Annotated in this window: 18 protein-coding genes; 13 read left to right on the top strand and 5 right to left on the bottom strand. The window is 33.0% G+C overall.

Going from position 1 to position 24,106, the window contains the following annotated elements:
- The first annotated feature begins 82 nt into the window (after window positions 1-82).
- The 4 genes from cdaA (at window position 83) to O3884_RS01460 (ending at window position 4,168) form a co-directional block, all read left to right on the top strand.
- Entirely contained in the window at window positions 83-889 is an 807-nt protein-coding gene (cdaA, locus tag O3884_RS01445) for a diadenylate cyclase CdaA (protein WP_371451244.1), read from the top strand.
- A gap of 11 nt (window positions 890-900) precedes the next feature.
- Window positions 901-1,863, top strand: coding sequence for a CdaR family protein (locus O3884_RS01450; protein ID WP_371451245.1), 963 nt, complete (start codon window positions 901-903; stop codon window positions 1,861-1,863).
- A 2-nt stretch (window positions 1,864-1,865) separates the two neighbouring features.
- Entirely contained in the window at window positions 1,866-2,117 is a 252-nt protein-coding gene (locus O3884_RS01455) for a hypothetical protein (protein WP_003144102.1), read from the top strand.
- Window positions 2,118-2,296: 179 nt separating this feature from the next.
- Entirely contained in the window at window positions 2,297-4,168 is a 1,872-nt protein-coding gene (locus O3884_RS01460) for a polysaccharide biosynthesis protein (RefSeq protein WP_371451246.1), read from the top strand.
- Window positions 4,169-4,253: 85 nt separating this feature from the next.
- Here the strand turns inward: O3884_RS01460 and O3884_RS01465 are convergent, their stop codons facing one another.
- The gene (locus tag O3884_RS01465; RefSeq protein WP_371451247.1) at window positions 4,254-4,493 is read right to left on the bottom strand and encodes a hypothetical protein; all 240 of its coding nucleotides are present in this window, start codon (window positions 4,491-4,493) and stop codon (window positions 4,254-4,256) included.
- 431 nt (window positions 4,494-4,924) lie between these two features.
- Here O3884_RS01465 and O3884_RS01470 point away from each other — a divergent pair, with 431 nt between their 5' ends.
- The 4 genes from O3884_RS01470 to ftsH all read left to right on the top strand — a co-directional run bounded on the left by O3884_RS01470 (window position 4,925) and on the right by ftsH (window position 9,520).
- Window positions 4,925-5,539, top strand: coding sequence for a S1 RNA-binding domain-containing protein (locus tag O3884_RS01470; RefSeq protein ID WP_371451248.1), 615 nt, complete (start codon window positions 4,925-4,927; stop codon window positions 5,537-5,539).
- On the top strand, window positions 5,529-6,845 hold the full coding sequence (gene tilS / locus O3884_RS01475) for a tRNA lysidine(34) synthetase TilS (RefSeq protein ID WP_371451249.1): 1,317 nt from the start codon (window positions 5,529-5,531) through the stop codon (window positions 6,843-6,845). Before O3884_RS01470 ends, tilS begins: the two co-directional genes overlap by 11 nt.
- Window positions 6,846-6,849: 4 nt before the next feature.
- Window positions 6,850-7,395, top strand: coding sequence for a hypoxanthine phosphoribosyltransferase (gene hpt, locus O3884_RS01480; protein WP_371451250.1), 546 nt, complete (start codon window positions 6,850-6,852; stop codon window positions 7,393-7,395).
- 100 nt (window positions 7,396-7,495) lie between these two features.
- On the top strand, window positions 7,496-9,520 hold the full coding sequence (ftsH, locus tag O3884_RS01485; RefSeq protein WP_371451251.1) for an ATP-dependent zinc metalloprotease FtsH: 2,025 nt from the start codon (window positions 7,496-7,498) through the stop codon (window positions 9,518-9,520).
- A 135-nt stretch (window positions 9,521-9,655) separates the two neighbouring features.
- Here the strand turns inward: ftsH and O3884_RS01490 are convergent, their stop codons facing one another.
- Entirely contained in the window at window positions 9,656-11,890 is a 2,235-nt protein-coding gene (locus O3884_RS01490) for an HAD-IC family P-type ATPase (protein WP_371451252.1), read from the bottom strand.
- Window positions 11,891-12,670: 780 nt separating this feature from the next.
- Between O3884_RS01490 and O3884_RS01495 the strand changes: the two genes are divergently transcribed.
- Window positions 12,671-18,034, top strand: a complete 5,364-nt coding sequence (locus O3884_RS01495) for a S8 family serine peptidase (protein WP_371451253.1) — start codon at window positions 12,671-12,673, stop codon at window positions 18,032-18,034.
- Window positions 18,035-18,253: 219 nt separating this feature from the next.
- A complete protein-coding gene (locus tag O3884_RS01500) occupies window positions 18,254-19,003 on the top strand; it encodes a protein-ADP-ribose hydrolase (protein ID WP_371451254.1) in 750 nt (249 codons plus the stop codon).
- A 93-nt stretch (window positions 19,004-19,096) separates the two neighbouring features.
- On the opposite strand, the gene O3884_RS01505 is transcribed toward O3884_RS01500, so the two are convergent.
- The 3 genes from O3884_RS01505 to O3884_RS01515 form a co-directional block, all read right to left on the bottom strand.
- Window positions 19,097-19,909 (bottom strand): SIALI-17 repeat-containing surface protein, encoded by an 813-nt coding sequence (locus tag O3884_RS01505; RefSeq protein ID WP_371451255.1) that lies wholly within the window; start codon window positions 19,907-19,909, stop codon window positions 19,097-19,099.
- A gap of 212 nt (window positions 19,910-20,121) precedes the next feature.
- On the bottom strand, window positions 20,122-21,618 hold the full coding sequence (glpK, locus tag O3884_RS01510) for a glycerol kinase GlpK (RefSeq protein ID WP_371451256.1): 1,497 nt from the start codon (window positions 21,616-21,618) through the stop codon (window positions 20,122-20,124).
- A 107-nt stretch (window positions 21,619-21,725) separates the two neighbouring features.
- Window positions 21,726-21,869, bottom strand: a complete 144-nt coding sequence (locus tag O3884_RS01515; protein WP_371451257.1) for a hypothetical protein — start codon at window positions 21,867-21,869, stop codon at window positions 21,726-21,728.
- Window positions 21,870-22,297: 428 nt separating this feature from the next.
- Between O3884_RS01515 and O3884_RS01520 the strand changes: the two genes are divergently transcribed.
- From O3884_RS01520 to O3884_RS01530, 3 genes are read left to right on the top strand one after another with little or no spacing between them, the layout of a single operon-like run.
- The gene (locus O3884_RS01520; RefSeq protein ID WP_371451258.1) at window positions 22,298-22,711 is read left to right on the top strand and encodes a hypothetical protein; all 414 of its coding nucleotides are present in this window, start codon (window positions 22,298-22,300) and stop codon (window positions 22,709-22,711) included.
- Between the two features lie 2 nt (window positions 22,712-22,713).
- Window positions 22,714-23,442, top strand: coding sequence for a peroxide stress protein YaaA (gene yaaA / locus O3884_RS01525; RefSeq protein WP_371451259.1), 729 nt, complete (start codon window positions 22,714-22,716; stop codon window positions 23,440-23,442).
- A gap of 50 nt (window positions 23,443-23,492) precedes the next feature.
- Window positions 23,493-24,083 (top strand): flavin reductase family protein, encoded by a 591-nt coding sequence (locus O3884_RS01530; protein WP_304096480.1) that lies wholly within the window; start codon window positions 23,493-23,495, stop codon window positions 24,081-24,083.
- Window positions 24,084-24,106: the final 23 nt, after the last annotated feature.

Raw genomic sequence — 24,106 nt, forward strand, 5'->3', positions numbered from 1 at the left:
TTGAAAGTGGACTGCTATACGCATAACGATAAGGGTTTTTATGCGTAACGAGATATTATTAATTAAAGGAAGGAGATTATTTATGATAGCTGAATACTTATCAGGAGTAAGTACGCTAACACTAATTATTCATATATTGGATATATTATTAGTTTGGTTTTTAGTTTATAAACTATTAAGTTTATTAAAAGGTACTCGTGGTATGCAACTCGTTAAAGGTATTTTAATTGTTATTGGACTAAAAATATTCTTTAACTTTATCGGATTTAAGACGATGACATACATTTTTGAACAAGTAGTAACTTGGGGAGTATTAGGTATAATGATCATATTCCAGCCGGAATTACGACGAGCTCTTGAATACATAGGAAGGGTACAGCTATCTAATTTCTTCAATATGAATTATAAAGATGTTCAGAAAGATTCAACTGAACAGATTATAAAGGCTGTGGTTGATTCATCTAGACATATGGCACGTCGAAGAATAGGTGCACTAATCGTATTAGAAAATAATACAGGTCTTGATGAATACGTTGAAAGTGGTATTACGGTCAATGCCGAGGTGACAAATGAACTTATAATTAATATTTTTATTCCGAATACGCCTTTGCATGACGGTGCTATGATAATCGATGAAAATAAGATTCGTGCTGCAAGTTGTGTGCTTCCTTTATCGGATAATAGATCGATAGCTAGTAGCTATGGTACAAGACACCGTGCTGCATTAGGATTATCTGAAGTTACAGATGCTATAATAATCGCTGTATCTGAGGAAACAGGGAAGATTAGTGTTTGTCAAAATGGAATCTTAACTTCAGATTACACAACAGACGAGTTAACGAATTACTTGGCGAAAAATTGGAAACAGCAAGAAAAAATAATTAAATAAGAGGTGATATTATGCAACTAAAAGAAAATAATAAGTTAAAGTTAATATCATTTTTAATAGCGATACTACTGTTCCTATCGGTTAATGAGAATTTTAAAAACTTTTCGGTTCTTGGAGATAGTACTAGTGATAATGCAACAGCTTGGGTAAGTGATGTGCCATTGGATGTTGATTATGATAGAGATAAGCTTTATGTAGTAGGTATTCCTAATACCGTATCTGTGAAATTATCTGGAACTAAAACGAAAGTTCAGAAAGAAAGTGTTGCTAAAAACTTCAAAGCGAAGTTGAATCTTAGAAATGCTCAAATAGGTGATGATCAAAAGGTTAGAATTGAGATAGATGGTTTAGAAAAAGGTGTTGATGGTACCGCAGAACCCTCTATTATAACGATATCTATTAGAGAAAAAGCAACAAAAGAATTTAAAGTTACACCGGTAGTTAAGAAAGAACGTCTACTGATTGGATATGAAGTAGATAATCTTAGTGTGACAAATGAAACAGTTAAGATTTCTGGTGCAATAGAAAGTCTTAATAGAATAAATGAGGTTCGTGCTGAGAGTGATACTCGTACGAAACTTAATAGAAATACTAGAGAAGAAGCAAAACTAGTAGCTTACGATAGTGACTATAATAAAATCGAAGATATTCAAATAGAACCAAATTCAACAGTTATGAATATTGAGTTGAAGAATATCGAAAAAGAAGTTCCACTAGAAGTAAATACTATAGGTAGTCTTCCTTCAGGATTCGAGCTGATTAGTGCGACTGCTGATGTTTCGAAAGTAGCTATTAGGGCGGAAGATGAAGCTACATTGGCCAGAGTATCAGAGATGTTCGTCGATGTTGACTTAAGTGATGTTAAAGAAGAAACAGAAGAACGAAGTAATTTGAAAATTTATCCTAGAGAAAATATTCGAATTGCGACGGATACACCGATTGTTAAAGTAACAATCAAGATAAGGAAAAAATAATTATGGCGGATAAAAAATTAATATTTATGGCTGTTAATATGCTTATTACAGTTTTTAGTTTAGCTATAATAATTGCGACGATGTTTATAGAGAATCAAAGGATTAAGACTACTGCGATTTTCGTAGCTATAACTATATTAATAGTCCAAAAAATAGTAGAGATAAAAGTGATCAAGGAAACTAGAAAAATCAGTATTTTAATATTATGTATTATTATTGCTGCGACATGTTACTTTGGTTATAGATTGTTTTAAAATATGTAGAAGAGCTGAGGGGGTGACTCGAAAATGTTTTTTTCGAGTTCTTCCCCACATAGTTTATTAGTTGTCGCAAGAGTTTTTATTGATATTTAGATATGGATAAACTATTGTGATTACTTAGGATTTGGGTTTAGTCGACCCTAATGCTCTTTGGTAAATTTGTAGGAGATGTTATGGATAGACTATTTTCATCAAAAATATATATAAATCATAGATTTAAACTTATCATGTTATTGGACTTATTGACGGTTGCATTAGGTGTAGTAGCATCGATATTTTTAGGTAAGGCATCAAATCCATTTGCGATGTTAAATGACCATTATATTGAGATATTAGAATTTCTAGTGATTTCACTTGTTATATATACAATTAGTTTTTATTTATTTGGTACTAATAAATCATTATGGTCATACTTAGGCGTTAATGAGATAGTAAGTATTTGTATCTCTGTAGTTTTAGGAGACTTGCTTACAAGTATCCTTTATCAGTATATGTTACCTGATACATTCTCAAATGTTAGATTTGCTATCTTTTCACCTTTATTAATAATAGCGGGTATGATGTTTACAAGAATGTTATATCGTGCCTTACGTGAAAGAGAAGCTGGTAAGTATGGTGCTAGTACTTATAAAAATACATTTATTATCGGTGCAGGAGATGCGGGATACATATTATTAAAAGAGTTATCTAAAAATAATATTTTCCGTGCGAATGTAGTTGGTCTTATAGATGATAATCGAAAAAATTCTGTAATCAGTGGTGTTACAGTAGTTGGAACGACTTATGAAATACTAAAACTTATTCCGAAATATGAAGTAGAGCAAGTATTCTTGGCGATTCCTTCGATTAGTGCTTATAATAAAAATAGAATATTAAACGTTCTGAAAGAAGCTAATGTTAGTGTTAAGGTAATGAGCTCTGGAGTTGCTGTAGAAGACGGGGAGAGTATTTCTAAACACTTGAAAGATGTATCAATCGAAGACTTATTAGGACGTGGAGAAGTGAAGCTTTCTCAAGGGGAGATTCGTTCTTATATTAGAGGAAAGAGTATCCTTGTTACTGGTGCTGGTGGTTCGATTGGAAGCCAGATCGTAAGAGAAATATTCAAATTTAAACCTAGTCAACTTGTTTTAGTAGATGTTAACGAGAATGCCTTATACATGCTAGAGCGTGATTTAGATTTTGAAAAATCACATAGTAAAGAATACGACGATATAAGCTATATCTCTGAAATAGTAAGTATTCGTGAGAAAGATGCGTTAGCTGAGGTGTTTGATAAGTATAAACCGAGCGTTGTATTCCATGCTGCAGCTCATAAACACGTACCTTTAATGGAACGTCGTCCACAAGAAGCTATAAAAAATAATGTCTTTGGGACAAAGAATGTTATGGATGTAGCAATTGAAAAAGAAGTAGAAAGATTTATTATGATTTCTACTGACAAGGCGGTAAATCCTACGAATGCGATGGGAGCTTCGAAACGTTTAACAGAGATTATTTTACAATCAAAAGGTAATAAGTACAAAACGAAATTTGCTGCGGTTAGATTTGGTAATGTATTAGGTTCAAATGGTTCAGTTATTCCTATCTTTAAAGAACAGATTAAAAAAGGTGGACCTATCACAATTACGCATAGAAATATTATTCGTTACTTTATGACGATTCCAGAAGCGGCACAATTAGTACTACAAGCAGGATATTACGCAAGTGAAGGGGAAATTTTCCTATTAGACATGGGAGAACCTGTGAAGATTATAGATCTTGCGACAAACTTAATTAAACTATCAGGATTAGAACCGTATAAAGATATAGATATCGAAGAGATTGGTCTAAGACCTGGTGAGAAAATGTATGAAGAGTTATCGCTTGATTACGAAAGTAGTGAAAAGACTGATAACAAAATGATTTATAAAAATACAACCTTAGATATTGATGTTGAGGAACTAGATAAAAAACTAGTAGAGTTGAAATCAATGCTAGGACATTCAACAAATGAAGAAATTCGTAGCAAGCTATTTGAGATAATAAATTGTTATAACGGATAAAAAAAAGAGCGATTCAAAAGTAATTTTGAGTCGCTCTTTCTAGCTACACAAGGGAACATTAGTATAGCTAGTTTTAGAGAGTGTCTTATTTTTCTAAGGTTTTAGTTCTTTTAGCTATATAGTTATTTATAATCAAAGCTAATAACATAGGTAAATTCATAAAAAAAACTTCAATCACAAATAATATGATTTTGTATTTTTGTTTGAAATCTGAACTAAGTTCTCTATGTAATAATGATGATAGCGCGATGCCGAATAACACATAGAATATTATAAATATATAAAATCTTTTTTTAATTTTTTTAATTTTTTCTGCGTTTAACATAGTAACCTCCCTGAAATCGCGTATTGCGTATTTACTATGAAATAAGTATATATGATATGAAACATATACCTTTGGTATCTTTAACATAGCATAAAAATTTTAAAAATTAAAGACTAATAAAATGTTTATTTTTATGGTATAATAAAGGTTAGTGATGTTTTCTATTAAAGAAAGTTAACATAACACTATTTAGAAGAAGATTTAATAATTGAACGCTGATTTCAGGAAGAATAACTTTTTGAAGTTGGTGTTTTTTAGTTGTAGAAGTTAGGATTTTTTGTTGGTATATTATTACCCCGGATTGTCTTTGATATTTCAATAGATGAATATAGTGTGGTATAATATTTAAGTAAAATAAATAGGAATGATTTAAGAGGTTTAAACTATTAAGATTACATAGTTTACATCTAAATTGATAGTGAGGTGATTAAATGAGTAAAGTTGCAGGTAAAGTAACAAAGGTTGAAAGTAAAGGTCTGTATATAAAACTAGAAAATGGCAAAGATGCATTTTTACCGAAAGAAAATATGTTTATAGGTAAAAAGAAGAAGCTAGAGGAGATTTTTTCTGTTGGTTTTGTTATTAAAGCTGAGGAGAAAGGTACAAAGGATTCTTTAGTGATTTTAACACAAAAAGAGTTGAAGCAAGCTGAAGGTGAGAAGAGAAAAGTAGAGAAAAACTCTAAAGAAAAACAGAACAAAAAGAAAAACAAACCGAAATCACCGATAAAAAAAGAAGCTAAAGAACAACCTGAAGTTCAGAAAAGACAAGAAGTGAAGGAAGAAATAGAGGAGCCTAAACAGGAGACAAAAACGCTAAAAGATTTGAAAAAACTTCAATTCATAGGGAATATGAAGATTTCTGTAGGAAAAGGTAAGAAGAGTAATATTACTGAGCTATCTGAGGAAAAAGAGGAGAAAAAAGAGATTCCTCCAGCACCAGAAGGATTACTAGAAGATATAATTGCGACGACAAAGCAAGCTGAAGGTAAGTTCGAAAAAATTAAGAAAGGTCTTCAAGAGAGAGGTTATCTAGATGGACATTAATATTTTATGGCAAAAAACTGATAAAATAGCACTAGGTCTGTCAGGAGGCGTGGATTCTATAGCTTTATTTCATCTGCTTGTTACAAAGTATAAAGAGAGTTATAAAGAATTAGTGGTGTTTCACATAAATCATGGTCTAAGAGAGCAGTCTTATGAAGAAGCCGAGTTCGTAGAGAATTTTGTCAAAAACTACAATGTTAAGTTCTACAAAAAAGAGCTGAACATGAATGAACTGGCAAGGGATAGCCATACATCAGAGGAGATGCTCGCAAGAAAACTACGTTATGAAGCTTTTGAGGAGATGGCTTCATTAGAAGGTGGTGTGAAGTTGATAACTGCTCATCACAAAAATGATCAGGTAGAGAATATCCTTATGAGGCTCCTTAGTGGACGCAGTATGGATTATAATTTGATGATAGAAGAGGAGACGACTATTGGAAATTTAGAAGTTTATCGCCCGTTATTAAATGTATTAAAATCAGACCTTGAGCAGTATGCTGATAAAAACGACTTAATATACTATGTTGATTCAACAAACTTCGATACTGATTATACAAGGAATAATATAAGGCACAATATTGTACCGTTGTTAAACGATGTAAATGCTGCGAGTTTTGATAATTTGATTAATTTTTCTAGTTATTATCAAAACATCAATACTGAGCTGAAAAATAAAGTATTAGAAAGTAAAAATGATTATGTAATTTCAACAAAAGACGGTAAGGTTGAGCTAGATAAAGAAAAATTATTAAAAAATACTAAAGAAGAGATTTATTTCTTGCTAAGAGACATATTAGCAAATAATTTCGGTATTTTTGATGTAAAACAAAGGGCTCTTTTTACAATAACAGATGACTTAAAAAGTGGAAATAACAATAAAAGTTATGATTTGAAAAATAATTTAAAAATTATTAGCGAATATAATAGTATTTATATTCATAAAATCGAAAAAAAATGGTATAATGATAAGATAGAATTAATAATAGATGAAGTGGATATTAATAAAGTTTATACATTTCATCAGAGTAGTTTTCTAATAACGACAACTAACAACTCATCTGAGGTTGGATTTAATGAAGAAGATTTGCCTTTAATAGTTACGACTAAGAGGGATGGCGATAGAATTCAAAGAGGTAAGGTTAGCAAAAAACTTTCACGTCTTTTTATCGATGAAAAGATTCCCAAGGAACTTAGGGACAAACTTCCAGTAATTCGCAATAAAGATGGGGTTTTAGGTGTTTTAGGAATAAATACTAAAGTTAACAAAAACAAAAAATATGATTATTATATAAACACGAAAGGATAAAACAGTGGAAAATTTATTAAAAGATATCGAGAAAGTTCTATTTACACACGAGGACATCGTTGTTGCTAGTAAAAGAATTGCTAAACAAATTGAAGAGGATTATAAAGATAAATGTCCTGTTCTAATTTGTACATTAAAAGGGGCATTACCTTTTATGGCAGAACTTTTAAAACACATTGACATTCATGTAGTTACTGACTTTATGGATGTATCTAGTTATCACGGAGGAACTGAATCTTCTGGTGTAATCAAAATCAAAAAAGACTGTGGAATGGATATTGAAGGACGTCACGTAATTATCGTTGAAGATATCGTAGACACAGGAAGAACTCTTAAAGCTCTTATTGAAAACTTAAAAGGAAGAAATGTTGCTTCTGTAGCATGTGCTTCATTAGTAGATAAACCAGAAACTCGTGTAGTTGATGTTGAAGCTGATTATATCGGTATTGTTTCACCAAATGAATTCTTAGTAGGATTTGGTTTAGACTATGATGAAAGATATAGAAACTTACCTTATATTGGTATTCTAAAAGAAGAAATTTATTCATAATAATATTTTAATCAAAAAAGGTCAAAATATTAGCCAAACTTAAGTTACATATGGTAAAATAAATTATGTTTAGAAAAATGATAGGAGGAAGATTGTCTATATGAATAATAAAAAAAGGCAAAACCCTATCCTTGGTATGCTTGCATTAATCGTAATCGCGATTGGATTATTTGCATATTGGCAGCAAGATTTACCTGGGACAACTGAAAAAATAGACTATGCTAAACTTGTTCAGACTATTAAAGATGACAAGGTTAAAGAAATAAGTCTACAAAGAAAAGATGAGAACTACAATGTTAAAGGTACTTACACAGATGGTAATAAGAACTTCGAGAGTGTAGTTGCAGCATCTGACTCTGAAGTACAAAAACAAATTAATGAAAAAGCTAAAGATGGAAAATTAAGTGTAGTAGAATATAAACCAGCTGAAAAAACTGGAGCAATTCTATCATTCTTAGGTAACATTATTCCGCTTATCTTGTTTATGGGTGTTTTAGTTTTCTTTATGACACAAATGCAAGGTGGCGGTGGAGGCAAAGTAATGAGCTTCCAAAAATCTAAAGCTAAAAAAATCGATGGTGGAGAAGCGAAAGTTACATTTGATGATGTAGCTGGAGCTGATGAAGAAAAACAAGAACTTGCTGAAATGGTTGAGTTCTTAAAAGATCACCGTAAATTCACTAAGATGGGTGCTAGAATCCCTAAAGGTGTCCTACTAGAGGGGCCTCCGGGGACTGGTAAAACTTTACTAGCTCGTGCTGTAGCTGGTGAGGCAAAAGTGCCATTCTTCTCAATCTCAGGATCTGATTTTGTTGAGATGTTCGTAGGGGTTGGTGCAAGTCGTGTTCGTGACCTATTCAAAGAAGCTGAAAAAAATGCGCCATGTATCATTTTCATCGATGAGATTGATGCTGTAGGGCGTAAACGTGGAAGCGGAGTAGGTGGAGGAAATGACGAACGTGAACAAACTCTTAACCAACTTCTTGTTGAAATGGATGGATTCGATGGTGAAAAAGGTATTATCGTAATTGCGGCTACTAACCGTGCTGACGTATTAGATAACGCCCTTAGAAGACCAGGTCGTTTCGACAGACAAATTAAAGTTTCTACACCTGATGTAAAAGGTCGTGAAGCTATTCTTAAAGTACACGCTAAAAACAAACCACTTGCTAAAGGTGTTGACCTTCGTTCATTAGCAGAAAAAACTCCAGGATTCTCTGGTGCTGATCTTGCTAACATCCTTAACGAAGCGGCATTATTAGCAGCTCGTGAAAATAAATCTAGTATCGATAAAGAAGATCTAGATGAAGCTATGGACAGAGTAATCGGTGGTCCAGCTAAACGTAGTAGAGTATACACTCCAAAAGAAAAACGTTTAGTAGCTTACCACGAAGCAGGTCACGCAATCGTAGGTATGGTACTTGATAGTGCTGATAAAGTGCAAAAAGTTACTATTATCCCACGTGGTGATGCTGGTGGATATAACTTAATGATTCCGGAAGAAGAAAAATACTTCCAAACTCGTACAGATTTAATCGACAAAATTTGTGGATTACTTGGTGGACGTGCTGCAGAGCAAATCTTCTTTAACGAAGTATCTACAGGAGCTCATAATGACTTCGAACGAGTAACAGCTATTGCTCGTGCGATGGTTACAGAATATGGTATGAGTGATGCTGTAGGACCAATGCAAGCTCCATTCCACGATCCATATGGTGGACGTCAACTTTCAAGTATCGGTAACTACTCAGAAGAAATGCTGAAAGAAATTGATATTGAAGTTCGTAAAATTATTAACGAATGTTACGCTAAAGTTCTTCACATCATTGAAACTCACAGAGATCAATTAGAACTTATTGCACAAACACTTATCGAAGTTGAAACAATCGATAGAAAAGAAATCGTTGCTCTTTACCAATTTGGAAAAATGCCAAAAGACTTAGATGAAAGAGATGCAGATCAACTAGATAAAGTAGTTAATAAGAAATACTATGAAGAAGAAGCTCGTAAGGCTAAAGAAGAAGCTGAGAAAAAAGCTCAAGAAGAGGCTAAAAACGAGGAAGATAAAGTTGAAAAGGTTGAAGAAAAAGACCTAGAAGACGAAAAAACTTCTGACGAAGAATAAAAATAAACCCTAGATTTGGAACTAACCAAGTCTGGGGTTTTGTTATACTCTTTTGAAGTGTTATTATAGCAAGGTTTAGTGAATGTTCACAACCAAAAACGAGCGATAAATGAGCGATAAATGAGCGATAAATTTTTATCTTTTCAGCTTTCTTCTCGTAAAGAAGTGAAGTGTTGAAATCACTATTGCAAGAATAATTATATAAATTACTTGAGAAAATACTAATGGTGTAAAGTGATTTTTCAAGATAAATATATTAACTCCCACACCTATAATTGCAGCCATACTTAACATAGAAAGCAGTGCAATTTTGTATTTATTCAGAGGTAAGCTGACCTTCGCAACCATGCATAATCCATTTATTAACGCAAGAAGGAAACAGATGAACTTCGCTTGTGAATTGTCTGCGATAGCAAAGTTTGTCAGTAGTACTGTAGCTACTAATATACCACCACCGATCGCAGCGTTCGTCAGTATGTCCTTCATGAAGTTATTACTTACTTTTCCCTTATTCGCTTCAAAAGTTAGGAAGAAGGATGGAATACCGATTGTTATCGCTGAAATTATCGTAAATTGAATCGGTATAAATGCAAACTCCAAGGCGAAGATTACACTAAGTATTGAGAAGACAATCGAGAAGAATGTCTTTGTTAGGAATAGTGAAGCTACCTTCTGAATGTTATTAATAACACGACGACCTTCCATAAGTATGTCGTAGAATACTCCGAAGTCATCCGTTAAGAATACGATGTTCGATACGCTTTTTGCAGCACTAGTAGCACCATTCATAGCAAAACTAATATCGGCTTTTTTCAAGGCAAGAACATCGTTAACACCGTCACCACTCATAGCGACAGTCTTACCAGCCTTTTGTAATACGGCTACCATTTTCTGTTTTTGTTCAGGAGTAACGCGTCCGAAAATATCATTTTCAAGAACAGTTTTTTCAAATTCCTCATCAGTCACTTTAGTCATATCAATAGCTTTAGCATCTTCTTTGAAACCAGCTTTTTTAGCGACACCGTATACGGCTATATGGTTATCTCCACTGATTATTTTCACTTCAACACCTTGTGATTCGAAGTATTTGAATGTTTCTTTTGTATTTTCTTTTATTTCATCTGATAGAACGACATGTCCTACGAGTTTCATATTAGTAGGGACGTTTGTACTATCTTCAGTATGGGCTAGCGATAAAATTCGATAACCATCTTTTTTCAGATTTTCGTAATACTCATCCATTTCAGCTGAGAAGCCCAGAAATTCATATGCTCCGAAGAAATATGTTCCACCATTTTGTAGTTTTATAAATGAATATTTATTTTTACTAGAAAAGGCTCCTAATTCCTCTATATCCCATTGTTTTTCACATGTTAGATGATTTTTTAAAGCTCTAGATGTCGCATTTTCATCATCGAAGTATGCAAGATAGCTTGATAGTTTTTCTGCAACTTCACTATCGATTTCTACAACATTCATATTACCCGTGGTGATAGTTCCTGTTTTATCGAAACAAAGAACATCTACTCTAGCAAGAGTTTCCACGCAATATAGTTCTTGAACTAAAACTTTCTTTTTAGCAAGTTTCATAGCAGCAACCGCAAGAGAGACGCTGACAAGAAGGATTAGCCCTTCTGGGATCATACCTACTAAAGCTCCAGCACTACGGAGAACTATTTCTACATAACCACGTCCCAGACTAGCACCACGCATGTATAGCATAATTGCGACAGGAACTAATAAAATAGATATAACTTTTAAGATTTTATCCATATAGTCACGAAGTTTAGATGGATATTTCTTGAATTCTTTAGTACTTTTAGCAAGCTTGTTAATATAGCTATCCTCTCCGACAGCAATAGCTCTTATTAAACAACTACCACTAACTACGTTACTACCACTCATTACTTTATCACCAGCAGTCTTAAAGATATTATCACTTTCACCAGTTAATAGTGATTCATCGACCTCGATACTACCTTCAATGATTTCGGCATCTACAGGAATCTGATCACCAAGATTTAAATGTAAATATTCTCCAAGGACGATTTCTTCAGAATCTATATTTATTGTTTCATTATCACGATTTACTCGGTATTTACTTCTACCTAGCAAACTCAACTTCTCAAGGGCATTTTTCGAACGAACTTCTTGAAAAATACCAATTGCAGTATTTATGGTAATTACACCTAAAAACAACATATTTTCAAATCTAAGTGTTGTAGCTATAAATGCTGCCAAAACTAAGTTCATAGCATTGAAAAAAGTAAAAATATTAGAAAAGATAATCTCTTTAGTAGTTTTATAAGGTTTTATTTCACTAATATTTTTTTTCGCTTTAGTTACTTCTTCATTAGTTAAATATTTCATTCTACCTCCGTCATAACTATATTTTTTAATTAGTTTCTATTTTATCACACTTTAGTATAGTTTGGAAAATTAAAGTATAGTTAATTTCCTAGGAGGGAGTGACTCAAAAATCGTGATTTCGGAGAAACAAGATTTTGTCGAGTCACCCCCGAACAGTTTATTAGATATCTAAAAAGCTTTAATAAAGCGAATTTAGATATCAATAAACCACTGCGTCTATGAATTATCAAATACATTTTGTTGAAATTTAGGACCTTTGGGTCAACCCCTTAAAAAAATAATATCGTTGTATTTTCGTGTATAGAATTGTTGTCGAAAATATATAAAAATATGGTGAGGTAGTTCTTTTTGTTAAGGTATGTAAATTAAAGATAACAATTCAATTAATATTTATTCTTTATGAGAGTATAAATTAAATATTGGAGTTTGATTTGCTTTTGACAAAGTATAAATAGTATGAAATAATTAAGATGTATATATAGTTAATATTAATTAATATAGTTACACTTTAAACGACAAAAATTTAGTCGATTAGTGTATAAAAGAGCTAAAAGATTGTATTTTAAGTCGTTTATTAACTTTTTTATTATAAAACCAGGCACAAAAGCTGTGCTTGGTTTTTAATTTTTCTTAGAAATTTTGTATCGAATCTTAAATAAAAAAATCCATTTAGATTTATAAAAACGTTATATCTGAAAATTGTCTTTGTTTTTCAGATAATATATGTTAAAATATAGAAATATACTTTAAATACACTTAAAAAAGATAGGAGAAGAAGGAATGACACTGACTAAAAAGACAGCCGTAAGTGTGCTGAGTGCAGCATTACTACTAGGAAATATCAGTACATTTAATTATGGAGTATCATCAAAAATAACACTAGCCCAAGAAGAAAAAAAAGATGAGCTATCGAATGTTTCAAAAAGTGAAGAACATAAGTTTCAAAATGATGATAAGGTAAAAGTTATTGTTAAATTAAAAGGTGACGTTGATCCTAATAAATTAAAAACCAAAGAAGGAATTAAAGAAGTTACGGAATCAACAAAAGCACCTAGGGAAAAGGCGTTAAAAGAGATTAAAGATAAAGGTATCGATTATGAAAAACTGTTTGAATACGATACATTAATGAATGGTTTTGCCTTAGAAACTACATTTTCAAATGCTAAAAAAATTCAAGAGTTAGACTTTGTAGACACTGTTGAAATGAGTGTTAGCTACAATAAACCAGAAAATGTAGCGAGCGAAGAAGAGAAGAAAGAAAGCACTGAAGCTAATGATTTTTCTAAAGCTTTAGATAGTTATAATCTTATTAATATACAACCTCTTTGGAATAAAGGATATAGAGGACAAGGGAAAGTTGTTGCAGTATTAGATTCAGGGCTTGATCCGAATCATCCAGTGCTTAGATTATCAGACAATTCAAAATCTAAATATAAAACTAAAGATGAAATTGAAAAAATAAAAAAAGAAGCGGGTATAGACTACGGTAAGTGGTATAGTGAAAAATTACCATTTGCATTCAACTATAACGACTGGAATAATGATATCAAACAAAGTGCTTATAAATCACACGGTATGCACGTTGCCGGGACTGCAGTAGGTAATCCTAAGGAGAAATTCACAAATGGTGATTACGTAACAGGTATAGCACCAGAAGCTCAGTTAATTTTCATGCGTGTATTCTCGGATACTAAAAATGCAGGAACAGAATCTTATATCTATACAAAAGCGATAGAAGATGCTATTAAACTTGGTGCTGATACGATAAATCTAAGTTTAGGTTCACCAGCTGGTTCAGTAGTAGAAGTAGGTGACGGTTTAGTTCGTGCGATGGATGTTGCGAAAAAAGCTGGTGTTAATATAGTTGCAGCAGCTGGGAACAATGCATTCTTCGCTAGTGGACAAACAAACCCAAGTGCAGCTAATCCAGATTACGGAACTGTAGGAAGACCATCGGTTTCTGAAGATGCAATTTCTGTAGCGAACATAAGCAACAGCGTTCTTAACAGAGAAGTGGCGAATATTGAGCAGCTTAAAGACAATGCTGATTTCGATAATGGAAAAATGCCAATTTTCAGCTATACTAAACAATTCGACAAGAGAGCATACGACTATGTATATGTTGGAGTTGGTAAAGCTGAAAACTACGCTGATAAAGATTTAACTGGAAAAATCGCCCTTATCCAACGTGGTGGTAATAGCTTTGAAGAAAAAGTTAAACTAGCTAAACAATACGGGGCAGCAGGGGCGGTAATCTACTTCAATGAAGGAGATACTATTTATAACCTGACATTAAATGGACAAGATAAAGATTTCCCTGTAGTAACAACTTACTACAAATTCGGTAATGAACTTTCTGCTCATGAAGGGGAATATAAAATAACATTTAATGGTACTTGGGATAAACAAGATAATCCTAAAAAAGGTGAATTCGATGAATCTACTGGTTGGGGAATGAGTGTTGATGGATACTTAAAACCTGACGTAACAGCACCAGGAGGAGATATCTTATCATCTTATAATGATGGAAGATACGGTCTAGATAGTGGAACAAGTATGGCTTCACCACACGTTGCGGGAGCAATAACTCTTGTGAAGCAAGTATTATCAGAAAGATTCCCGAACTTAAGTGCTGAAGAAATTCAAGGCTTAGCGAAGAGATTAATCATGAGTACGGCCAATCCACAGGTATATTCTGATGGATACACAACAGCATATAGATCACCACGCCTTCAAGGAGCGGGTCTAATCGATGCTAATAAAGCAGCATATGGAGATCTTTATGTAACTGGAGAAAACAACTACGGAAGTGTTTCTTTAGGAAATGTTGGCGATAAATTTACTTTTAAATTAGTATTACATAATCTATCAGACAAAGCTCAAAACTTACAATATGCAGCTCACTTAACTACTGATAACTATTATGGTGAAGATGCTGGTGCTGACTGGAGTGGAAGACTGACAATGACACCTAAGAAGTTATTGACGACTGCTTGGGCTTCAGTTGAAGTTCCAGCGAAAGGTGAAAAAGAAGTAGAAATCACAGTTGATGCTACGGACTTCAAAGGAGAACTAGAAAAAGTATTTACTAATGGATATTATCTAGAAGGATTTGTAACTTTCTATGATGAAGAAAGTGCATTAAAAGCTAATATTCCATTCGTAGGATTTAAAGGTCAGTTCCAAAATCTACCCGTATTAGAAAAACCAATTTATTCTATGAAAAATGGAGAAAAACCAACATATGAGTATGGTTATACTTCAAACCCTAATAACTGGGATTCATTAACAGAGATGAATTTCACAGGAGTGTTAACAACTTATAAAGAAGATAAAAAAGATAAGAGAACACTAGCAGGAGCGTATGTAAATCCTGTTACTGGTGAAAGATTCTTTACTGATAAAATTTTCTTCTCGCCAAACGGTGATGAGAATTATGATGAAATAGGAATGAGAGGGGTATTCTACCGTAACTTCGAAAACCTAAAACTTTCAGTATATGCTAAAGACGATGTAGAACGTAAAAACCCACTTTACCAAAATGGTAATGGTTCTGGTAACAAAAACTTCTACAACAACACAAGTAAAAAATACACATCATTAACTATGACAAACTGGAAAGGTGTTGACAATAACGGTAACCCTCTTCCAGACGGTGAGTATCAATATGTAGTTTCTTATAGTGCAGCAGTAAGTGGTGCAGATATGCAAGAAACAACATTCAATGTAGTAATCGATAGAAAAGCTCCGAAAATCACAGGTGCTAACGGTGGTTACTACGATGAAGCAACTCGTAAATTCACACCATATCCAGTATTAGAAGATGGAAGTGGAGTATTCTACAAAAAATTAAGCTATGGTAAAAATACTATTGCGGCAAATGAAGATGGAAGTTACACAATTCCAGAAGGTGTAGAATTAAAAGATCTTACTTTTGAAGTAAAAGACTTCGCAGATAACAAAGACAGTATTAACTTATCAAATGTTGAAGGTAATGGTAAAGGAAGCCTAGAAGTAGAAGTTAAAAAAGGTGACGGAACAGGAAACAATTCACGTCGCCTGCGTTACAAGATCACTAATGAAAAAGGTGAAATCGTAGGGGAAGACTTCTCTAGAAACAAACGTACATACCAAGCATTACCATTCGGTAAATATACTGTAGAAGTAGTTATGGTTGATGGAGAGTACAAACTACTTACACCATCAAAAGTTGACTTTGAAATAACTAAAGATAAACCAACAAAAGAGGTTGAATTTAGAGTAGATGAAATCAGCAGAAATGCTACAGAAATCAGCTTTGATAAGCCAGTTCCAGCAGGAACCAAAGTTTATGCAGTAGCCCAAGATGGTACTAAAATATCACTTCCAACAAGTTTATATGGAAAAAATGCCTTCCAGAAAAACTTAGAAAATGGAACATACACAATTCAAATAGTAACACCTGAAGGATATACTCCAGCAGAAAACAACTTTGAATTAGTAGTAAAAGATGGGCACAACAAAAAACAAGTTGTTCTAAACGTTGCAGAAAAAGTAGCAAGTGTAGGAACTACTGAGAATTCTAAATCACAAGGTACAGTAGATTTCACTGAGAAAAAACTTTACAATAATTACAAACTTGTTGTAACAGAACCAACTGCAGAAGAAAAAACAAATATCCAAAAACAATTAACAGAAGGTAATGTAGACTTAAGTAAATATGATGTTGAATACTTTAACATTCATATTGTAGATGCAGCAGGAAAAGAAGTTAAAGTTCCTGGTGATAGAAGTGTAACTTTAGATTTAGCGAAAGCTCCAGAGCGCTTCTTCCATGAAAAAGATGGAAAATTAACGGCTGTAAGCAGTGTTAATTATGCTGATGGTAAGCTTACATTTACTACTGATAGCTTCAGTAACTTTGTAGCATTGACTCCAAAAGATGCCCCAGTAGAGAAGAAAGCGAAAGTGAATAAAGCAGAGCTTCAAAAAGCAATAGAAGCGGATAAAGCGTTAGATGAAACTAAAGAGTACAAAAATGCAACTATCGAAGCTAAAGATGCATACAACAAAGCATTAGAATCAGCTAAGAAAGTTCTTGAAAACGAAAATGCAACTCAAGAAGAAGTAAACAGTGCGGTGGCAAGTCTAAATGAAGCTAAAGTAACATTAGCTAATTTACAACAACCAGAAGTGAAGAAAGAAGTAGACAAAGCTAAATTAATCGAAAAATTAAAAGAAACTGAAAAACTTCAAACTGAGGTTAAATTCAAAAATGCAGGACAAGATAAAAAAGATAACTTCGTAAATACTATAAAAGAAGCGACAGCAGTTCTTGATAACAAAGATGCAACTGTAGAAGAAGTTACAGCTGTGTTAGGAAAATTACAACAAGCTGAAAATGCTCTTGATGGTAAAGAAGTAGAAGCTCCGAAGCCAGCGGCTGAAACTCCTAAGAAAGAGGAAACAAAACCAGCAGGTGAGGCACCAAAAGAAGAGCCAAAACCAGCGGTTGAAGAACCTAAGAAAGAAGAACCGAAGCCAGCAGCTGAAACTCCTAAGAAAGAAGAGCCAAAACCAGTGGTTGAAACTCCTAAGAAAGAGGAACCAAAACCAGCGGTTGAAGAACCTAAGAAAGAGGAGCCAAAACCAGCAGCTGAGACTCCAAAAGAAGAGCCGAAACCAACAACTGAGGAACCTAAGAAAGAAGAAGGAAACAAACCGCAACCTGAAGCACCAAAAGTAGACAAGAAAAAACTAAATGAACAATTAAGTCATTTAGCAGAAGTCAAAGAGAAAGATAGTTTTGAAAGCGCAAGTGCGGAAGATAAGAAAGCTTATCTAGATGCAGTTCAAAAGGCACAGGAACTATTAGCTTCAGCAACAGCTACTCAAGAAGAAGTAGATAAAGCATTAGAAGCGTTGAAAGAAGTGGAGAAAAAAGTTTCTAAAAAATCAATCAAAGATATCTTAGGTGGTTTTGTTGGAAAAGAAACTAAGAAAGAAAACACATTTAATGTAGATGAAGATTTCGGAAAAGTTTCAAAATCTAATTCATTATTACCAAAAACAGGATTAAATAATAATGCAACAGCTTATGCTGGAATTGTAGTACTAGCTTTAGTAGGACTAACTGTTTACGTAAAACGTCGTAGACAAAAATAAGATAAAATATAACGACTTCAAAAGTTAGAGTTTATTCTCTAATTTTTGAAGTCGTATTTTTATTAATAAATCAGTGGTGCTAAGAGTTCTCATACGAACTTATTTACAAATCTGGAGCTTTTTCGTTAATCTCTGAAAAGATTATAGAATGTCTCAATTATAGACACATGTTTAAGTAAGGTATATAATAATAAGTGACATGGAGGAACTATTTAGATTATGGAAAAACTAGATTATTTAATAAAAACACTAAATTCAGAAATAGAAATACCGGAGACGGAACAAGAAAAGAGAGATTTGTTTAGATCATTAATGAACACGTGGAAAGTTTCGGAGCTACCGAGTGAATTTTATGAAGTTCAAGACGAATATTTGCAAGAGGTTCTAAGTGCTAAAGGAATAACAAGACTAGAAGATTTAACTGAAATTGATAAGAATATTTATCTATGGCAAGGGGATATAACTACATTAGAAGTAGATGCTATAGTTAATGCTGCGAACAAAGCTCTATTAGGATGCTTAATTCCGCTACACAGATGTATCGATAATGCTATTCACACACAAGCAGGATTGCAACTTAGAAAAGAATGTGATGAAATAATGAAAAAGCAAGGAAGTTTTGAAAAAACAGGGCAAGCTAAGATAACAGCTGGCTATAACTTACCAGCTAAACATGTTATTCATACAGTTGGACCAATAATATATCGTGTTGTTGAAGATGATGATAAGGAATTACTTGCATCATCTTATAGAAATTCTTTAAAATTAGCGGTAGATAACAATCTTAAGAGTATTGCTTTTTGCTGTTTAAGCACGGGAGAATTTAGATTTCCAAATAATCTTGCTGCTGAAATAGCGGTAGCTGAGGTTAAGAAATTCTTTAGGGAGAACCCTGCTGCTGATTTAAAAGTAGTATTCAATGTGTTTAAAGATTTAGATAAAAAATTATACGAAGAGTTATTAGGGTAAGAAAATTAAAAGAAGATTATAAGAATGAGATTCATCAAAGAGGATGAGGCTATCTTATAATCTTCTTTTCTGATACTGAGTAAAAAAGAATTATTAATTGTTTTTTCGTTTTAAAATTGCAAGTCCGATAATTGATAAAGCTAAAGTTCCGATAATAGCCATGCTTGAACTTGTTTCTAAACCTGTATTGGGGAGAACTTTACTGTTATTTTGCGGATTGTTCTCTTTTGGTTTAGGTAAGTTGGTAGGAATATCCGTTTTCGGTTTTTCTGGTTTAGATACTTCTGGTGTTTTTGGTTTTTCCGGAGTATTTGGAACTTTTAATTCTGGTTTTTCCAAAATGGGAGGATCAATAGGATTAGCGCCACCGTTATATTCTGGTTTTTCTAATACAGGTGGGTCAATAAGTTTATATTCAAACTTTAGTTCTGGTTTTTCCAAAACGGGTGGATCGATAGGATTAGCACCACCGTTATATTCTGGTTTTTCCAAAATAGGTGGGTCAATAGGATTAGCACCACCATTGTATTCTGGCACATCATTAACTGGAGAGTCTTTTGGAATCTCGTGTACAGGTGCGCCGTAGAATCTAACATATTGATAAATTCTGTTAATTACAGTTTTATGTGTTCCTTGTTTATAATTAATAACCCTAACGATTTCTCTAGAATAACCCTTTTCTTTGTTAACTAAAGGTACATCAGGACTCTTCATTCTTACGGCTGTAATTCCATCTTTATCTGTGAATTTTTCAGCGAAAGGAAACTGTTCGATAAAACTTTTGTTTATCTTATCGCTTGCTGGAGTTTCCGCATTGTTATCTGCTGCTTCTGCAACAGCAAGAGAGTTAAGGCCAAAGCCCAATGCAACAGCTAGTGTGCATTTTGTAAAATTATTTATCTTCATAAAATCACCTCTTCTATATAAATTGCAACTTGGTTAGTTTAACAATTCAAGGCAAACGTTTTCACCTATAACTTTAATTATATCACTGTGAAAATGTTATTTCAAGAAATTGGCTATACTACTTATATAAATAGTGAAAATATATTAGATACAAAAAAGGCTAAGAGTAAGTTTTTTTAAAACCTAATTCTTAGCTTTTATTTTATTGATAATTATTCCTCTGCAAAAATCTGCGTAGCTCTTACTGCACGTTTCCATCCTTTGTAAAGTTTTTCCCGTTCTTCTTTTTCCATAGTAGGAACGAATAGCTTTCCTGCAGTGTTTAGATTCTTAAGCTCATCTAAGCTTTCCCAGTATCCAGTAGCTAGTCCCGCTAAGAATGCAGCACCTAAAGCTGTAGTTTCTAGATTTTCAGCACGAGCTACTTTAACACCTAGAATATCTGCTTGAAATTCTAGAAGATAATCGTTATTTGCAGCACCTCCATCGACTTTTAGAAGGGGGATTTCTACCTTAGCATCGATTTTCATAGTATCTATAATATCACGTACTTGGTAGGCAATTGACTGCAATGTAGCCTTCACTAGATCTTCTTTAGTAGTGGCACGTGTTAAGCCAAAGATAGTTCCACGAGCATCTGGATTCCAATACGGGGCACCTAGTCCTGTAAAGGCGGGCACTAGATATACTTCGTTATTGCTTTTAGAATTGTAAGCTAATGCTTGTGTTTCTGATGACTTTTTAATTAAACGTAATCCGTCTCTTAACCACTGAACTGCACTTCCAGCGATGAAAATTGAACCTTCTAAAGCATAATAAACTTTTCCATTAATTCCAAAACCTATAGTAGTTAATAGGTTATTTTTTGAAAGTTCCATAGTTTCGCCCGTGTTCATGATAATGAATGAACCTGTTCCGTATGTGTTTTTTATCATTCCTTTATCGAAGGCAAGTTGCCCGAAAAGGGCTGCTTGTTGGTCTCCAGCTAGTCCACTTATTGTAACTTCGCCACCATAAAAATGATAATCTGTAGTTTTTCCGTACACCTCAGAGTTTGATCTAACTTCTGGCAATAAAGATTCTGGTATATTTAGAATTTCTAATATTTCTTTGTCCCAAGTTAAATCTTTAATATTAAATAACATTGTTCTCGCTGCATTTGTGTAGTCGGTAACGTGAGTTTTTCCACCTGTAAGCTTCCAAACTAGCCATGTATCGATAGTTCCAAATAGAAGCTCACCATTTTCGGCGCGTTGTTGTGCTCCAGGTACATTATCTAATATCCAACGTATTTTAGTCGCAGAGAAATAGGCATCGACGACTAAACCAGTTTTCTGATGAATTATATCTTTATAACCATCACTAACCAGTTTATTAGCTATATCAGCACTTTGTCTGCTTTGCCAAACTATTGCATTATAAATAGGTAGTCCAGTTTCTTTATCCCAAATAACGGTAGTTTCACGTTGGTTTGTAATTCCAATACTATCTATTTGATTTGGTTTTATACCACTTTCGATGAATGCTTCTGCAATGACCGACTGTACTGAATTCCAGATTGCATTAGCATCGTGTTCCACCCAACCAGACTTAGGAAAAATTTGGGGGAATTCTTTTTGGCTACTTGTTATTATTTCTGCTTTTTTATTGAATATTATCGCTCTAGAACTAGTAGTGCCTTGATCTATTGCCATTACATATTTTTTCATAATTCACCTCGAATAATTATTTCGTTAATATTATAACATCTTTTATAATAAAAGCGCAGACAAAAACTATGTTTTATCTGCGTTTTTAAGTGCTTTAAGGACATCGTTTATGCTACAATTCTCACAAGACTTGGAGTATGTTGAACCAAGTCTAATTTTTCAATTATAGCTATTGTGCAAAAAATTATCGTTAAAATCAGAATTACTAATAATATTATTATAGTAGTTTTTAATCTATCATCATTGCTCATATAAAATCCCCCTTTTTAAAATCCCTGAAATTAACTTATCGTCAAAGCTCCCTAATTAATTCCATAATTTTTTAGATTATTTTAATTTATTGATAATAAATTTTTTTTTATAGCAAATCTATCTTATAATAATGTTAAATGTATAGTAAAATATATATTATATCTTACTTATATTATAACATCACAAGAAAGCGTTGTCAAAACAATAAAAAGTGGGAAATGTATTTATTTATGTGATAATTTTCAGTAGTAGTTTTTAGGCCTGATCAGTTCTACTACAATAATAAAATAACAGTACATAATATAGTTTTCTTTGAAATCTAGCGTAGTTGTGTATGTAGCGTATTATTAGCGTTTTTCATGTTTTTCTTATAAAATATATAGAGGAAGTTTTAAAAAAATTTATTGTAAATATAGGAGAAAATTAAATGAAAACATTACACCAATCTTTAACAGAATTATTAGCAAAATTAGAAGAGAAAGACGTACTAAAAAAAGAAAATATTAACACAGAAGAACTAAAAGCTGAAGAACTTGCAAAACACATTCGTGATCGCTTTGCTAAAGAGCACGCAGATTTAGAAATTCGCAGACTTTTAGAAACAGTTCACTACGCTAACACTTATGAAGACAAAGTTCTTAAAGAAACAGCATTTTTAGTAGATGAAATCAGTGAATATATGTTTAAACTAGAGATCGCTAACCGTGATTTCGTAGTAGGGTACTTTAACACATTAATTATCGATCCAGCTATAGAAGCAACAGAGTACAACTTTGTATTGATGGAAGTTGAAAGTTTAATCGAAAATAGCTTCTTAGAGTTACCAGAAGAAGAGGAATAATAATGAAAATCTTAATACCAACAGCCAAAGAATTAAACAAAAAGGCTCTTCCGAATGAGACAGTAAGTCTAAGTGACAAAAGTACTGAAATAGTAAGCGAAATAGCAAAATTAAGTGTAGAGGACTTGGCGAAAGCCTATAAAATCAAAGAAAAAAAGGCTGTGGAAGAATTTTCTCGCTGGGAAAAAATAAATAAAAAAACAGCAAAAAGTTTTGAGGCGTTAGAGCTATTTAATGGTCTAATGTATAGAAATATAGCTCGTGCTGATTTTGATGAGACGGATAAAAAATATATAAAAGAAAATGTATTTATTACAACATCTTTATATGGCGTAATAGGTGCTTACGATTTAATTCAAGAGCATAGATTAGACTTCTTACAAAATATTAAAATCGCAAATCAGTCATTGAAAAACTTCTGGCGTGAAGATTATGATAAGAGTATTAAGGATGAAGAATTAATCGTGTCATTACTTTCTAGTGAATTTGAAGAGGTATTTTCAAAAGAACAGAGGGATAGGTTTACTAGAATTAGCTTTATGGAAGAAAAAGAAGGAGTGTTAAAAGTCCACTCTACAATATCAAAAAAAGCTAGAGGTAAGTTCTTAACTGAGCTTGTAAAAAACAAAGTTTCTTCAGTAGACGAAATGAAAAAGATCAAATTTGATGGTTTTGAATATAACGAAAAAAATTCAGATGAAAAGACATTGGCTTTTATAGCGAAAAGATAAAATAGGGAAGGTTAAATATAAAAGGAAAATAAGAAAAAGGACAGAAGAAGATGAAATTAGAAACTAAAACCAGTAAGTTATATTACGGATTTCCTGTAATATTAATAGGCTATAAGGATAAAAAATGGAAGTATAATGTGACAGCGTGTAGTTCATCATATTCATTAGGAGATATGATTACAGTTGGCCTTACAACAGATAGTAATGCTGTAGATAATATTAAAGAATATGGAGAGTTCACTGTTAACGTACCGTGTCAACAAATACTTAGTAAGGTGGAGATTGCGGGATTCCATTCAGGGCAGAATAAAATTGGTATGGCTGATATGACATATGATCCAGCAAAATATATCGATGCTCCGATTATGGATGAATGTATACTGTCGCTTGAATGTAAAGTTGAAAGTACTTCTGAGTATGGAAAATACACGAATTTTGTAGCATCTATAAAACGAAGAGTTGTTTGTGAAAATCTTCTAGATGAAGAAGGGAATATGAAATATATCCAATTCAATCCAATTTATTTTATGGGTGATGATAATAAGAGAGTATATCGTTACTTCAATGAAGCGAGCAAAAACCATGGAGAAAATATGGGCTGTTCTTCAGATGAGGATGAGTACAACCCACTTTGCGGATAATATCTCATAGATGGTATAAAAAT

The organism is Gemella sp. 20925_1_85 (genome assembly GCF_041433735.1).
In the GTDB taxonomy this organism is placed as follows: Bacteria; Bacillota; Bacilli; order Staphylococcales; family Gemellaceae; genus Gemella.